Below are 13,368 nucleotides of genomic sequence, written 5' to 3'. Positions count from 1 at the left end.
TCAGAGATGGCCAAGGTACTGGTCGTGACGTCAGGCAAGGGGGGCGTCGGCAAGACCACGACGACCGCCGCACTGGGGGCTGCGCTCGCGCAACGCGGCGAAAAGGTCGTGGTCGTCGATTTCGACGTCGGCTTGCGCAACCTTGACCTCGTGATGGGAGCCGAACGCCGCGTCGTGTTCGACCTCATCAACGTGGTGCAGGGCGTCGCAAAGCTGCCGCAGGCCCTGATCAAGGACAAGCGGTTGGAGAACCTCTGGCTGCTGCCGGCCTCGCAAACCCGCGACAAGGACGCGCTGACCGAAGAGGGCGTGGGCAAGGTCATCGACGATCTGCGCAGCCGTTTCGACTGGGTGATCTGCGACAGCCCGGCCGGCATCGAACGCGGCGCCTCCATGGCGATGCGCTTTGCCGACGAAGCCGTGATCGTCACCAATCCCGAAGTCTCCTCGGTGCGCGATTCCGATCGCATCATCGGCATGCTCGATTCGAAGACGGTGCGGGCCGAGAAGGGCGAGCGGGTCGAGAAGCACATTCTCATTACCCGCTATGATCCCTCGCGCGCGGCGCGCGGCGAGATGCTGACCATCGAGGACATTCTCGAAATTCTTGCAACACCCTTGCTCGGCATCATCCCGGAGAGCCAGGACGTGCTGCGCGCCTCCAACGTCGGCACGCCCGTGACGCTGTCGAACGCGGAAGGCGCACCGGCGCGGGCCTATATCGACGCCGCCCGCCGGCTGTGCGGCGACACCGTGCCGATGCAGGTGCCGACCGAGCGCAAGGGCTTCATGGACCGCCTGCTGCGACGGAGGGCCGCATGAGCATGGGTCTGCTTCGGCTTCTCCGCGGCAACAAGGCCTCTGCACCCGTCGCACGCGAACGGTTGCAGATCCTGCTTGCCCATGAACGCGGACTGCGCGGCCAGCCCGACCTGCTCGGTGTGCTGCGTGAGGAAATCCTCGCGGTCGTTTCCAGGCACGTCACGCTGGACCCGACCAAGGTCATCGTCCGGCTCGATCGCGGCGACGAGGTCTCGACCCTCGAGGTCGATATCGAGGTGCCCAACGATTTCGAACGCAAGCGCGCGGCGGCCGGCTAGGGACCTCGGCCGCGACGCTTCAAATTTGGGGTGGGTGAAAAGGCGGTCCGCTGGGCATAGCGGGCCGCCTTTTTGCGCGCCGACGGGAACGCTGCGGAACGAGGTCAGGGCTCAATCGTTGTGAAAACCCGCGGCGGCGCGATGCACCGCGGTTTCGTCAAAACGGGAGAACGCCCATGATGACCGAGGTCCAGGTCCACACCGTCGCGCGCCAGATGCTGGAACAGCATGGTTTTGCTGCGATCGCGAAGGCCGCCGAACAGGCCAGGGCTTGTGAGGACCGCGGCGAGGGCGATGAGGCCAAAGAGTGGCGTCACATCGCCGACGCGATGAAGATCATCCGCGGTCCGCACCAGAGCTGACACCCTCGCGCGTCAAGGTTCCCCGCCTTCAACGCTCCCCGCGGTCGGCGCCCTGCGGCGACGTGCGATGCTGCGTCTGCGGCTGTGAGCGCTCGCCGGTCTCCTTGCAGGGGAGCGGCTCCCACGAGCCGTCCGGCGCCTGCTGATAGGCGCTACACGATGAGGACGAGGTCGATTTGTCCTCGCCCTTCTGGGCGTCGGAATTCTTCGCCAGCACGGGCGCGGTCGTCACCGTTGCGAGGGCAAACGCGACGGTAAGGAGGACATGGTTGATCCGCATGGGGCTCCCCTGTTCGAATTCGAAGAGAGCCGCATGCTGGCGAGGATTGTGACGATTATTGGCCGAAGCAAAAGTTCCGGCACAGCGTGCTTAACGCCGCGCGATGAGCGCTAACCGCCCTTGCTGCGGATCAGGCCGGCGAGGTTGGTCTTCTGGGCCTCGCACCAGCTGGGCATGCCGAGGCGGCGTTGGTTGAGGTCGGTCGCCTGGGTGGCCACCGCGACCTCGGCCATCAGATCGTCGTCCTGCTTCTCGCCCAACTTGCCGCCGGTGTGCATCCAGGCGATCGCCTTGCGGACCTTCTCGGTGGTGCCTTCGGGCAGCTGCATCTGCTCCGCCTTCTGCACCAGATCCTGGTAGACGATATCGGTCCCGGGACATTCGACCTTGGCGGCGAAGGCCTGCAAGACCAGCGTGACATAGGTCGAACGTGGATGGTCGGCCGCCTGGGCCGGCGCCGCCAGCAGCAACAGGGCCGTCATCAGAAAACCAGTCCGCATCCTTGGTACCTCCCCGAATTTTCGGGAAGGCTAGCGGCTGCCGCGCCGCTCCGCAATGGGGATAGCGTGCGGCCGCGAAGACGGCCGGCGAGCTAGCGCCGCCAGGCCGGCACCGGATCAAGCGGCGTGCGATAGACCTCTTTGTGATCGCGGTCGGTGACGCGCACAGCGCAACCCTTGCTTTGCAACTCGGGCTTCACCTGCGACAGCTCGGTGGCCAGTTGGACGGCGCGATCGGAGGCGACCTCGATGTCTTCGAGGATGATACCGCCCTGGTTCTTGAACTCTTCACCAACCACGAGATCGAAGGAATAGTAAGGCATCCGAATTCCCCGGTGTGACGAATTGAGCTTCGGCTTTCAACACATGACTGATGGTACCACTGAGTCGATGTTTATCGAATGAAAGGCGCGCGCAATCTCTGTGCTTATGGCGCAGAAATGATGTGCAGCATTCAAGCGTGTTAAGATTTTATTAAATATGTCGGCGTGATCATCAGGCATGGAATTGCAGCAGAACCGGGCTCCGGGAACCGGCAGCTGCAAGAGAAGGCCGCCGGCATAGATCCCGACGGCCTTTTCTCTTCATGGGAAACGATGGAAGCATCGCTTCCCCGTAGTCACCCGGATTCAACACGCCACATCGACTCGGACACCATCGCTGGCGCGACGCGTCGTGTCCTCGCGTGACGATCGTTCAGCGCAGCGGCATTGGCGGGCGCACGACAGGTCCATCGTCGTCGGCAACGGCTTGCGTCGTCGTCACAGGCGCAGCTGGCGGTGGGACCGCGGCAGCCTGCGACGGCGGCGGCGGAGCGAGCGGCGCGGGCGAATAAGCCGGCATGTAGGTGTGCGACACGACCGGCTTCGGTTTGCGAACCGGCGCCGTCGCAGGCCGCGGCGGCAGCACGGACATTTGCGCGCGCGGATCGACGCGCGGCTTAGCATCGGCCACCGGCTTCGGCGCGGGCGGCTTCGTCATCTCGCGTGCCATCTGCTCCTGCCCGGCCTTCAACTCGGCGATGTTGGCCTTGAGCTGCTCGATCTGTTGCGCCATCGCGGCGAGATCGCGCGTCATCGACTGCACCGATTGTGCAGGATCGGATTGTGTTGCCGTGGGCACCGCTGCTGCAACCTGGGTTGCGGGCGGAGCCGCAGATTGATCTGTCGGTTGATCCGTTGCGGCCTGATCCGTTGCGGCCTGGTCCGCAGGTGGCGCGGCCTGCGCGGCGGCGACCGGTGCCGTCTGCGAGGTCGAAGGCAGCAGCGACGCCAATACCGGCGTCCATTCGGCGAGCATCTGTCTTGCGGTGTCGCCGTGTTTCTCCCAAGCGATAGTGGCGGCCGCACTTCCGCCCGCAAACAGCATCGTGACGAACGCGCCGCGCAGCCATTTGCCAGCCGAGGAGCGCTTCTGCCGGCTGAGACCATCACCGGCCGCGACGCGCACGGCAGTGTCGACCGAGGGCGCTGCCGCCTGCGGCTCCGCGACGGGACTGAACTTCGGCTCCGGATTCATTCTGGACTTCAGCGTGAACGCCGGATCTATTTTCGGCTCCGGACGGGCCGTGATCTCAGGCGCGAGCGCGGGCGCGACGCTGAGAGGGCGCGAGGCCAGCACAATGTCAGGCGAAATCTGCACCGCGTCGTGCGGGTCGTTGTTCGTGACCGTGTCCTTCACGATCTCATCGACGATTTGCCGAGAGTTCAGCGTCGCGAGCATCGCAGCTCCTTTGAAGCCCGGGTGTTTTGAAGCCCGGGCGTTGAGTAGTTGAAGTGTTGGCCGTCCGCATTCGCGCGAGCAGATCCGTTGAGGTGAGCCCGTCCAATTCCCCGAGGCCCAAGCCATGACGCACGAGTCCAGCCGGGTTTGACCAAAGCAAGGCGAGGGGATGGAGACTGTGCGACGCTCTTGCGCCCTTTGTGGTGATGGAACCCGCCTCAGAAAACACGCGTACGTGTTCCACAATGCCTTGTTTTCAGCACGATTTTGGCAGCATCTGGTGTTGCTGGGGGTGCTGCTATCGCTATCGGGGCCGGCGGTGCCAAGATCCTTATTCGTTCTATTCGTTGTTGCCATGCTTCCATTGGGCGGCTGCATGCAGACAACGCTTTCGCCATCGACGGACGCGAGCATGACGCCGCGCGACCGGCAGTTACTCGCGCATACGCCGTACGCGCAAGCGAACGTGCCCGAGCAATATCTTCGTCATATCGTCGATTATCCGCGCAAGGAGCAGCCGGGCACGATTCTGGTCGATACCGATGCGCGCTATCTCTATTTCGTGCTGCCCGACGGCAAGGCGATTCGCTACGGCGTTGCGGTCGGCGAGGAAGCCATGGCGTTCTCCGGTGTCGCGCGGGTCGGTCGTCTAGCGGAGTGGCCGGACTGGGTTCCGACGGCGGACATCCAGGCGCGGCTCGGACCCTATCCGGCGCGCGTGCCCGGCGGTCCCGCCAATCCCCTGGGTGCGCGCGGCATCTATCTCTATGCCGGCAACAAGGACACGCTCTACCGCATCCACGGCACCAACCAGCCGGAATATATCGGGCAGGCGATCTCGTCCGGATGCATCCGGATGCGCAACGAGGACGTGATCGATCTCTATGACCGGGTGAAGCTCAATTCAACGGTCGTGGTGCTGCCGCCCGGACAGAACGCGCAAGTCGAAGCGCAGCCCAGCTGGCGCGGGTAGGTCGCCCTAATTCTCGGGACGGGCAATGCGCCATTGCAGCGTCGTGGCATTGCCATTGGCCTCGCCCGGCGCCTTGTCGGCCGGCGAGGTGTAGAGCGGGCGATAGCGATATGCCCACATCTTGCTGCCGTCGTTACGGTTGATCACGGTGAAGTCGCCGACCGCCTTGGCATCGGCCGTTGCGGGCAGCGGCACCCAGCTCTCGACACATTTGCCGTTGCAGTTCGACGTCTTGCCGGTGGTATCGCGCTCGTAATAGTAGAGCGTCATGCCGTTGAGGTCGACGAGCGTGGGGCCCTGCTTGGTCAGGATGACTTTCGCCGGTGAGGTCGCGGGCTTCGGCGGAGGAGGGGCATCGCCGCCGCCATGGCCATTCGCGAGCGCCGGAGCGGTCGAGAGCGCGATGGCCGCCGCCGCAATGAGGAACCTGAACATCCGAAACTCCAGACCGGCAAAGTTAATCGCGCGTTAAACGCCGAATGCGGCGGACCCTAACAGCCGAAGGTTAGTTCCAGGTTTCGCGACATTGCGACAACGACCGGTACAATTACGGGGTTAGGCCTGCGCTTCGCGCAGCGGGGCGCGGCTGAGCTCGTTGCCGGCGGCGATGGCCTTGTGCAACAGCCGCATCAGATCCTCACTTTCTTTCGCGCTGAGGCCGCGCAGCATGATGCGTTGCGCGGATTCGACGGCCGGCGTGATCTTGCGCAGCGTGCGGCGGCCTTCGTCGGTGATCTCGAGCTCGCGGGCACGACGGTCGCGGCGCGAGGCGCGGCGCTCCGCGAGCCCCTTCTGCACGAGGCGGTCGATCACGCCGGTGATGGTGGTGCGGTCGTAGGCGATCAATCCTGCGAGCGTCACCTGGTCGAGGCCCGGGTTGGCCTTGATGGTCGCGAGCGCGGCGTATTGCACCGGCGTGAGGTCGAATCCGGCATCGCCGACCTCGGCCAAAAACACCGCCACCGCGATCTGCTGGAACCGGCGCGCCAGATGTCCGGGCATGTCGTTGTTGTCTTTCACCGAATTTCTCCGTTGGGGCAGGACGGCCGGGATCGTTGACAAGTATACTGATAGTCAGCATACTGAGCAATATCCAAACAGAACGTTTCCGGGAGAGGTGCTCATGCAATTCCATCTCAATGGATTTCAGCCGGGCGACCCTGAAATCGCCGATCCCGCCGCGCGCATTCAGGCTTCGGGCGCAACGGGGGGCGTTCCTGACGAGGTCGATGTCCTCATCGTCGGCTGTGGCCCTGCGGGCCTGACGCTCGCTGCCCAGCTTGCGCAGTTTGCTGACATCAAGACCTGCATCGTCGAGCAGAAGCCGGATCGCTTGCTGGTCGGGCAGGCCGATGGCATCGCATGCCGCACCATGGAGATGTTCCACGCCTTCGGATTCAGCGAGCGCGTCCTGAAGGAAGCTTGTTGGGTGAACGAGACCACGTTCTGGAAGCCGGACGAGCGGATGCCGGAAAACATCGTCCGCAGCGGCCGGGTGCAGGACGTCGAGGACGGTTTGTCGGAATTCCCGCACGTCATTCTCAACCAGGCGCGCATCCATGACGGTTTTCTCGACGTCATGCGCAAAGCGCCGGCCAGGATCGAGCCCCATTACAGCCGGCGCCTGCTGGACCTTCAGGTCCATCCCTCCGCGGGGCCCACCGACCATGCCGTGACGGCGCGGCTCGAACGGGTCGACCCCGAGAACGAGGGCAAGATAGAGACGATCAAGGCGCGCTACGTCGTCGGCTGCGACGGCGCCCGCAGCATGGTGCGCAAATCGATCGGTCGCGAGTTGCTCGGCGATTCCGCCAATCATGCCTGGGGCGTCATGGACGTGCTGGCGGTGACCGATTTTCCCGACATCCGCTTCAAGGCCCTGATCCAGTCGGCGAAGGACGGCAGCCTGCTGCTCATTCCGCGCGAGGGCGGCTATATGGTCCGCCTCTATGTCGAGCTCGCCAAGCTCGACGTCGGCGAGCGCGTCGCCAATCGCAACATCACCGCCGATGACGTGATCGCGAAGGCGCAGCGGATCCTGAAGCCGCATATGCTCGATGTGAAGGAGATCGCGTGGTGGTCGGTCTACGAGATCGGCCAGCGCCTGACCGACAAGTTCGACGACGTGCCGGAGACCGAGATCGCAGCGCGTCTGCCGCGGATCTTCATCGCCGGAGATGCCTGCCACACCCACAGCCCGAAGGCGGGGCAGGGCATGAACGTCTCGATGCAGGACGCCTTCAATCTCGGCTGGAAGCTCGCTGCCGTTTTGCGGAAGCAGTCTGCGCCGAGCCTGCTGCATTCCTATTCGGCCGAGCGCCAGGCGGTTGCGAAAGAGCTGATCGATTTCGACCGCGAATGGGCGGGAATTCTCGCGTCCGCCGCCAAGGCCGGCGGCGCCGATGCCGCCAGGACGCAGGACTATTTCGTGAGGCACGGTCGCTACACCGCGGGCACGGCGACGCATTACCGCCCGTCGGTTCTGACCGGAGCGACGTCCCACCAGCATCTCGCGCAAGGCTTCGTCATCGGCACGCGCTTTCATTCCGCACCGGTGATCCGGCTTGCGGATGCCAAGCCGGTGCATCTCGGTCACGCCGCGCCGGCGGATGGCCGCTTCCGCATCTACGCTTTCTCCGGCGCTGAGGATCCGGCAGCAGCCGGCTCGGCCATTCGCGCCTTGTGCAGTTTTCTCTCCGACGCCCGGGAGTCGCCGGTCCGGCGTTACACGCCAGCGGCCGCCGACATCGACAGCGTGATCGACCTGCGGGCGGTCTTCCAGCAGGATCATCGCGAGCTCGCCATGGAGGCGATGCCCGCGCTTCTGCTTCCGCGCAAGGGCCGGTACGGCCTGATCGACTACGAGAAGATGTTCTGTCCGGACCTCAAGAATGGTCAAGACGTTTTCACCATGCGCGGTATCGATCGCAAGGCCGGCTGCATGGTCGTGGTGCGGCCGGATCAGTATGTCGCGACCGTGCTGCCGCTCGATGATTTTGCTGCGCTTGCTGCGTACTTCGACGGTTTTATGCAGCAAGTGAACTGACGGGACGGCAGCGCACACCCTCTCTGCGCGCGGTGTCGATGAACAGCCAATGAATATTGAACCGCGCGCGGCATCGGTCTCGATCTTTCGACGAATGAGACCTTCGTACGCGGAACGCCCGTTCCGCTGGCGCGTTCCGACTCGAAAGAGGAGGACTACGCCATGAAATTCCGAAGCGTGTTGTTAGCCGCATTGCTGCTTGCCCCGACGGCCGCGCTGGCCGCACCGGGCATGGTCACCGTCTCGACCGGCCTGCGCGCCGGGCCGGGTCCGGGCTTTCCGCTGGTCGATCGCATCCCCGAGGGCGCCCGCGTCGACATCCATGGTTGCCTGCGCGGCAACGCTTGGTGCGACGTGAGCTTCTCGGATGACCGCGGCTGGGTGTCGTCGCAATATCTCGAATATCTCTACCGCAATCACTACGTCTATCTCCCAGACTATGTCGACGAGATCGACGTGCCGATCGTCCCCTTCGTGCTGACCTCGTACTGGTCGAGCTATTATCAGGGGCGGCCCTGGTATCGGCGGCATGCCCACTGGAATAGCTACTGGACTTCGCATCAGCGCGACGCGATGCGGATGACGATCGATCCGCGCGCGGCTCGCATCGGCCGCGCGGCAACGCGCGATGCGGCAGTCACACTCGGGCGCAACGGTGCGAATGCCAAGCAAAGTGCAAGGGAAAATGCGAAGGAAAGCCTTAGAGGCGCGGCCGCGGTCTCGGGCCGTGATGCCGCGACTTCACGGCACGACGCCGCGATCGCCAGGCGCGAGACTGCGGTGACGACGGACCGGGCCCGCGCGGGACGAAGCGACCGCATCGCGCATGAGCGGACCAATCTTCAGAGCCGCAATCCGCGCGATGCACAAGCCCGCATCATGCACGAGCAGGCCGCACACCGCGCGGCTGTTCCTGCGCAACCGATGGCACGCGCACACGAGGCGCCGCGTGTCTCAGCCGCTCCCGCAAGCCGGCCTGCGATGCCGCATGTGGCCCAGCCCAATGTGAGCCACGGCTCGCCGATGAATGCTCATGCCCAGATGCCGGCGCCGCGCGCGGCTGCGCCTGCGATGCCTCATGGCGGTGGCGGCGGCGCTCCTCACATCAACGCCGCGCCGCATCGCGGCGGTGCGCCGGCCGGCGGTCCCGGTGGCGGGCACCAAAAGCACTAGAGTTGCCAAAGAAAGCCCGGCCCTCGCGCCGGGCTTTCTGCTCGGGGCGGACCGGGTTCCGTGCGCGTACAATTTAAGAAGCTTCTTCGCGGGCAGATTTCATCGATCGTAATATGTCTACTCAAAGCTGTAAGCATTCCACTCGGGGCAGCGGGGCACGGGAGGATGACGACGATGAGACAGAACCAAGCGGAGGCGCGCCGCCATAATGTCGCGAAGCGGTCGATGACCAAGGAAGCCAAGCAGCTGTCCGGCCTGATTGCCGGATTGCGCCAATCTCTCGAGGTGATTCACAAGGAGCGATCGAGCACCAAACTCTCCGGCGCCGAGATGGGCCTTCTCGACGAACGCCGCAACAATTTGTTGCTGACCATCGCAGCCCTCGATGACCGCCTCTCGGCGGTGCAGGGGCTGATTGATCTCGGCCGTCCCCATATCATTCGCGTCCACTGATCGGAGCGCAGACCTGATGCTATCGGCTTCGTCGCGGCGGCGACGGAACCGGGCTCAGCTGCCGGCTCGGCGTGGCATAAGGATTGGCATAGCACTGGGCGGACTGCCCGGAGGCGGTCGCGGCGCACTGCGCGATTGTCGCAAAACTGCAATCGATGCTGCGGCCGTCGATCGTGTAGATCTCGATGCAGACGGGATGGCGGGGATCATAGGTCTGCGCGGCTGTCGGCGTCACGCCGAGCAAGCCCGCACCAGGCCAGCCCGCTACAAGCAGAATCGCATTCATGATGCGGCGCACGATCCATCTCCATCGTTCGGCCGGAACCAGGCACAATGCTGCCTTGGATGGCATCAAATTGCCACGCTCCCGGCGAATTGCCGCCAAAGCCCGCTGCCACGACGAGAGCGGGTGCAGGGGCAACGCAAGGGGATGCGCATTGGCCTACAAGATGGTCGCAGAACGCGACAACGAGAAGTGCAGTTTTGCCCGCGAGAGCCGTTTGCTCATCGTGGCGAAGGCGAAGGTTTGGGCAAGCGAGGGGTGGAAGGTCGTCATCACCGACCAGGACGGCAAGGCCTACGCGCCGCCCGAATTCGATCAGCTATTGGCGGCCTGACCGCAAGACGGGGCAGGGGACGACATTGATTTCGCACTTTCGACCGGGGCGCGACCTGATCACGCCCCTAGTGACTCTTGCAGCCGCGGCCGTCCTGACGACGACATTTTCCGCCGCGCAAAATCTCGATGCCGGCAAGTCGCCGCAAAAGCTTTTCGCCGATGGTTGCGCGACCTGCCATCGCAGCCCCCGCGGCCTTGCCAAGGGGCGCTTCAACCTGACGCTGTCCTGGTTCCTGAAGGACCATTACGCAACCAGTTCGGACACAGCCAGGGCGCTTGCCGCCTATCTGGAATCCGTCGATACGGCGTCCCCGCGAGCTGCGGCCAAGCCTGGCACAAAGCGATCCGGGCCGCGTGCTCCCAAGCCGTCGCAAAGCCAGTAGGCGGGAGCCGGCTGCCGCAGGGCGTCGCGAAGCAAGGCCTGCCGGTGAACACCGTGCTTGCCGGCATCAATGCACCGTGCTCGCCGAGAACAGGTTGATGACCACGACTCCGGACACGATCAGCGCGATGCCGACGAAGGCCGCAGCGTCGAGCATCTGGCGAAACAGCACGAAGGAGACCGTTGCAGTCAGGATGATGCCGACCCCGCCCCAGATCGCATAGGCGATGCTCAGGGGGATGACCCGGATCGCGACCGACAGAGCGTAGAACGAGGCGACATAGAACAGCACCATCGCCAGTGTCGGCCACAGCCGCGTGAATTGCACGGATTGCTGGAGGAAGGCGGACGCCGTGACCTCGAGGACGATAGCGAGGGCAAGCGCTGCGTAGGCATTGAAGGCGGAAGTCATCACGGGCTCGGGCGTGTTGTGCAAAGAAAGATACCGCGCGGTACGGGGAATATGACGTTTGCCCGGGTCCAGCTATCACGTGTCAGTGACGAGCCTGCGACACGGCGGAGCGCGGCACGAAACCGCCGCGCGATGGTTTGCGCGGCGGCCCATTGGGGTCGCGCTTGCTCGATGTGGCGGGGTGTCAGTTGATCCGCACCGAGAGTTCGACGTCCTCGGCAAAGGGCGTGGACATGTAGCCGCTTCCGGGCCTGCGCATGCGCGCCAGATAGTCGGGGCTGTCGTCGGCATTGTCGGCGACGATGATCGCGCCCGGCCGGAGATGGCCTTCGACCAGATCCAGGATATCGGGGTAGAGCGCCTTGGCGCCGTCGAGCAGCACGAGATCGATCGTATCAGGCAGATCGACTCGAAGCATCTTCAGCGCGTCGCCTTCGCGGATTTCGACGAGGTCCAGCAGCCCGCCGGCCGCGAGGTTCTCGCGCGCCCGGGCCGCCTTGGACGGTTCGAATTCGGTGGTGATGAGGCGGCCGCCGCCATTGTCGCGCAAGCCCGCGGCAAGGTGCAGGGTCGAGATGCCGAACGAGGTGCCGAACTCGACGATCGCTTTGGCGCGGGAGCTGCGTGCGAGCATGTAAAGCAGGTGACCGGTCTCGCGGGAGACCGCGAGCGGTGCGTCCTTCAGCCGCCCGTAGAGGTCGCGGTAAGCGGTCTTGCTCCGCATCATCCGTGCGCGGTCGGCGTCGGTCACATCGGCGAAGGCGGCTCGCATCGCGCCGCGCGCCGCTTCGTCCTGGTCGAAAAGACGATCGAGCAGTGGCGCAAGTGATGTGATGGTCGGGATGGTCATGTGTCGTCTCCAGATGTCGCCGCGAGGCGAGTGCTTGCGTGACAATGGAAATACGACTAATTCGTCGCATTCGCTATTCGCATTGCTCGAGGGCGCCATGGCCGATTGCCGAAGCCGTTCAGTTTCCACACGAAAACAGCCGCAGCAGGCCCGCTCGAACGAGCTGGTGGCGGCCATTCTGGACGCGGCTGTTCAGGTCCTGGCCAAGGAGGGGCGCAGCGTTTCACGACGGCGCGGGTGGCCGAGCGGGCCGGGGTGAGCGTCGGGTCGCTCTATCAATATTTTCCGAACAAGGCGGCGATCCTGTTCCGCCTCCAGAGCGAGGAGTGGCGGCGCACGAGCGAACTCTTGCGCGGCATCCTGGCGGACCAGGCGAAACCGCCACTGGTGCGACTGCGCGCGCTGGTCCGCGCCTTCATCCGCTCCGAGTGCGAGGAGGCTGCGATCCGCACGGCGCTCAGCGACGCCGCGCCGCTCTATCGCGATGCGCCCGAAGCACACGACGCGCGGGCCGCCGGTAAGGGCATCCTCGCGGCCTTCATGCGGGAGGCCTTGCCCGAGGCGCCGGATGCGACGCGGGAGCTTGCCGGCGAGCTGATCAAGACGACGCTGAGCGAGGTTGGCAAGCAGTTCTCGGAGACACCGCGCAACGAGGCGGAGATCGCGCGTCATGCGAACGCAATGGCCGACATGTTTTGCGCCTATATCGATGAGCTTGCGCGGCGGCGAAGTCATTCCTGACATCCGCGTTTGCGGGCCAATATCGTTTCCGACTTGACTGGATCATGAGTTAGCCTCGGTTTGTCCTCCAGCCTGTCGACGAGCGCCCCGCCATGCATGTCCTCCGCCCCCAATTCCGCATCGAGGAGCAGCAAGCGCTGGAATTCGCAAGCCAGCGCGGCTTCGGCATGATCGTCGCGGCGGATGAGCGCGGCCCGCGCGCCTCGCATGTGCCGTTCGTGCTGGAGCAACGCGAGGGGCGTGCGATCGTCCAGATCCATCTCACCGCCAGGAATCCGCTCGTTCCGCTCGCGGACGGCACGCGGCGCTTCCTGCTGATCGTTGCCGGCGACGACGCCTACATCTCCAATGACTGGTATTCTTCGCGCGACAACGTCTCGACCTGGCTTTACGAGGCCGTACACCTGTCAGGCGTGGCGCATCTGCGCGGGCTCGATGAGAACCGCGGGCACGGCGATGCGCTGCTCGCGGTCGCCGAAGCGCGAATGCCGAAGGCGCCCTGGGACCTGACACAGATGGAGCCAGACAAGCGCGAGACCATGTTGGCCGCCATTCGCGTCATCGATCTCGTGGTGGATACCGTCGAGGGGCAGGCCAAGCTCAACCAGCACAAAAGTGATGTGGATCATGTCGCGGTCGTGGACCGGCTGGCGCGGTCGGAGGAGAACGGGCATCGGCGGCTGGCGCGGAAGATGCAGGCTTTGCGGCCCGGGCTTGGGTATCACGGTTCGTGATCCGGGCTACTCTTGCGCCCT

The 13,368-nt window shown here is 64.6% G+C and carries 19 protein-coding genes and 1 pseudogene; 11 read left to right on the top strand and 9 right to left on the bottom strand.

All coding sequences use genetic code 11. The features are described 5' to 3' along the window. Nucleotides 1-6 precede the first annotated feature (6 nt). The 3 genes from minD to BRA1253DRAFT_RS04910 all read left to right on the top strand — a co-directional run bounded on the left by minD (nt 7) and on the right by BRA1253DRAFT_RS04910 (nt 1,462). Complete coding sequence (gene minD, locus BRA1253DRAFT_RS04920; protein WP_007591740.1) at nt 7-822, top strand: septum site-determining protein MinD; 816 nt, start codon at nt 7-9, stop codon at nt 820-822. Then, on the top strand, nt 819-1,100 hold the full coding sequence (gene minE / locus BRA1253DRAFT_RS04915; protein WP_007591739.1) for a cell division topological specificity factor MinE: 282 nt from the start codon (nt 819-821) through the stop codon (nt 1,098-1,100). Before minD ends, minE begins: the two co-directional genes overlap by 4 nt. A 176-nt stretch (nt 1,101-1,276) precedes the next feature. Continuing rightward, nucleotides 1,277-1,462, top strand: coding sequence for a hypothetical protein (locus tag BRA1253DRAFT_RS04910; protein ID WP_007591738.1), 186 nt, complete (start codon nt 1,277-1,279; stop codon nt 1,460-1,462). A 28-nt stretch (nt 1,463-1,490) separates the two neighbouring features. On the opposite strand, the gene BRA1253DRAFT_RS04905 is transcribed toward BRA1253DRAFT_RS04910, so the two are convergent. From BRA1253DRAFT_RS04905 to BRA1253DRAFT_RS04890, 4 genes are all read right to left on the bottom strand, one after another. Next, nucleotides 1,491-1,742 (bottom strand): hypothetical protein, encoded by a 252-nt coding sequence (locus BRA1253DRAFT_RS04905; RefSeq protein ID WP_007591737.1) that lies wholly within the window; start codon nt 1,740-1,742, stop codon nt 1,491-1,493. 110 nt (nt 1,743-1,852) lie between these two features. Further along, nucleotides 1,853-2,242, bottom strand: a complete 390-nt coding sequence (locus tag BRA1253DRAFT_RS04900) for a hypothetical protein (protein ID WP_007591729.1) — start codon at nt 2,240-2,242, stop codon at nt 1,853-1,855. Between the two features lie 92 nt (nt 2,243-2,334). Continuing rightward, nucleotides 2,335-2,565 (bottom strand): hypothetical protein, encoded by a 231-nt coding sequence (locus BRA1253DRAFT_RS04895; RefSeq protein ID WP_007591727.1) that lies wholly within the window; start codon nt 2,563-2,565, stop codon nt 2,335-2,337. A 373-nt stretch (nt 2,566-2,938) separates the two neighbouring features. Continuing rightward, nucleotides 2,939-3,964, bottom strand: a complete 1,026-nt coding sequence (locus tag BRA1253DRAFT_RS04890) for a hypothetical protein (RefSeq protein WP_007591726.1) — start codon at nt 3,962-3,964, stop codon at nt 2,939-2,941. A gap of 355 nt (nt 3,965-4,319) precedes the next feature. On the opposite strand from BRA1253DRAFT_RS04890, the gene BRA1253DRAFT_RS04885 reads away from it, so the two are divergent. Continuing rightward, nucleotides 4,320-4,937, top strand: a complete 618-nt coding sequence (locus tag BRA1253DRAFT_RS04885) for a L,D-transpeptidase (RefSeq protein WP_198288227.1) — start codon at nt 4,320-4,322, stop codon at nt 4,935-4,937. Nucleotides 4,938-4,943: 6 nt separating this feature from the next. Here BRA1253DRAFT_RS04885 and BRA1253DRAFT_RS04880 read toward each other — a convergent pair whose 3' ends face one another. Together BRA1253DRAFT_RS04880 and BRA1253DRAFT_RS04875 are read right to left on the bottom strand one after the other, a co-directional pair. After that, nucleotides 4,944-5,372, bottom strand: a complete 429-nt coding sequence (locus BRA1253DRAFT_RS04880) for a hypothetical protein (protein WP_007591722.1) — start codon at nt 5,370-5,372, stop codon at nt 4,944-4,946. Nucleotides 5,373-5,492: 120 nt separating this feature from the next. Then, nucleotides 5,493-5,957, bottom strand: coding sequence for a MarR family winged helix-turn-helix transcriptional regulator (locus tag BRA1253DRAFT_RS04875; RefSeq protein ID WP_007591720.1), 465 nt, complete (start codon nt 5,955-5,957; stop codon nt 5,493-5,495). A gap of 103 nt (nt 5,958-6,060) precedes the next feature. Here BRA1253DRAFT_RS04875 and BRA1253DRAFT_RS04870 point away from each other — a divergent pair, with 103 nt between their 5' ends. The 3 genes from BRA1253DRAFT_RS04870 (at nt 6,061) to BRA1253DRAFT_RS04860 (ending at nt 9,609) form a co-directional block, all read left to right on the top strand. After that, nucleotides 6,061-7,983 (top strand): FAD-binding monooxygenase, encoded by a 1,923-nt coding sequence (locus tag BRA1253DRAFT_RS04870; protein WP_007591718.1) that lies wholly within the window; start codon nt 6,061-6,063, stop codon nt 7,981-7,983. Nucleotides 7,984-8,145: 162 nt separating this feature from the next. Further along, nucleotides 8,146-9,156: an SH3 domain-containing protein gene (locus BRA1253DRAFT_RS04865; RefSeq protein ID WP_007591716.1), complete on the top strand. Its 1,011-nt coding sequence runs from the start codon at nt 8,146-8,148 to the stop codon at nt 9,154-9,156. A gap of 174 nt (nt 9,157-9,330) precedes the next feature. Then, a complete protein-coding gene (locus BRA1253DRAFT_RS04860; protein WP_007591715.1) occupies nt 9,331-9,609 on the top strand; it encodes a hypothetical protein in 279 nt (92 codons plus the stop codon). Nucleotides 9,610-9,628: 19 nt separating this feature from the next. On the opposite strand, the gene BRA1253DRAFT_RS04855 is transcribed toward BRA1253DRAFT_RS04860, so the two are convergent. After that, entirely contained in the window at nt 9,629-9,907 is a 279-nt protein-coding gene (locus tag BRA1253DRAFT_RS04855; RefSeq protein WP_007591714.1) for a DUF3551 domain-containing protein, read from the bottom strand. A 139-nt stretch (nt 9,908-10,046) separates the two neighbouring features. Between BRA1253DRAFT_RS04855 and BRA1253DRAFT_RS43395 the strand changes: the two genes are divergently transcribed. Then, nucleotides 10,047-10,226 carry a hypothetical protein gene (locus BRA1253DRAFT_RS43395; protein ID WP_035992796.1) on the top strand — a complete coding sequence of 60 codons (180 nt, stop codon included), beginning with the start codon at nt 10,047-10,049 and terminating at the stop codon, nt 10,224-10,226. 25 nt (nt 10,227-10,251) lie between these two features. Beyond that, nucleotides 10,252-10,611: a hypothetical protein gene (locus BRA1253DRAFT_RS04845; protein WP_245285862.1), complete on the top strand. Its 360-nt coding sequence runs from the start codon at nt 10,252-10,254 to the stop codon at nt 10,609-10,611. Nucleotides 10,612-10,677: 66 nt separating this feature from the next. Here the strand turns inward: BRA1253DRAFT_RS04845 and BRA1253DRAFT_RS04840 are convergent, their stop codons facing one another. Together BRA1253DRAFT_RS04840 and BRA1253DRAFT_RS04835 are read right to left on the bottom strand one after the other, a co-directional pair. Next, on the bottom strand, nt 10,678-11,022 hold the full coding sequence (locus BRA1253DRAFT_RS04840) for a multidrug efflux SMR transporter (RefSeq protein WP_007591712.1): 345 nt from the start codon (nt 11,020-11,022) through the stop codon (nt 10,678-10,680). A 184-nt stretch (nt 11,023-11,206) separates the two neighbouring features. Further along, complete coding sequence (locus BRA1253DRAFT_RS04835; RefSeq protein ID WP_007591711.1) at nt 11,207-11,872, bottom strand: O-methyltransferase; 666 nt, start codon at nt 11,870-11,872, stop codon at nt 11,207-11,209. Nucleotides 11,873-11,969: 97 nt separating this feature from the next. On the opposite strand from BRA1253DRAFT_RS04835, the pseudogene BRA1253DRAFT_RS04830 reads away from it, so the two are divergent. After that, a pseudogene (locus tag BRA1253DRAFT_RS04830) lies at nt 11,970-12,613 on the top strand (TetR family transcriptional regulator). A gap of 92 nt (nt 12,614-12,705) precedes the next feature. Beyond that, nucleotides 12,706-13,347 (top strand): FMN-binding negative transcriptional regulator, encoded by a 642-nt coding sequence (locus BRA1253DRAFT_RS04825; RefSeq protein ID WP_007591710.1) that lies wholly within the window; start codon nt 12,706-12,708, stop codon nt 13,345-13,347. Nucleotides 13,348-13,368 lie beyond the last annotated feature (21 nt).

Source organism: Bradyrhizobium sp. WSM1253, from assembly GCF_000244935.1.
GTDB classification, from domain to species: domain Bacteria; phylum Pseudomonadota; class Alphaproteobacteria; order Rhizobiales; family Xanthobacteraceae; genus Bradyrhizobium; species Bradyrhizobium canariense.
This window is presented reverse-complemented; position numbering and strand designations above follow the sequence as displayed.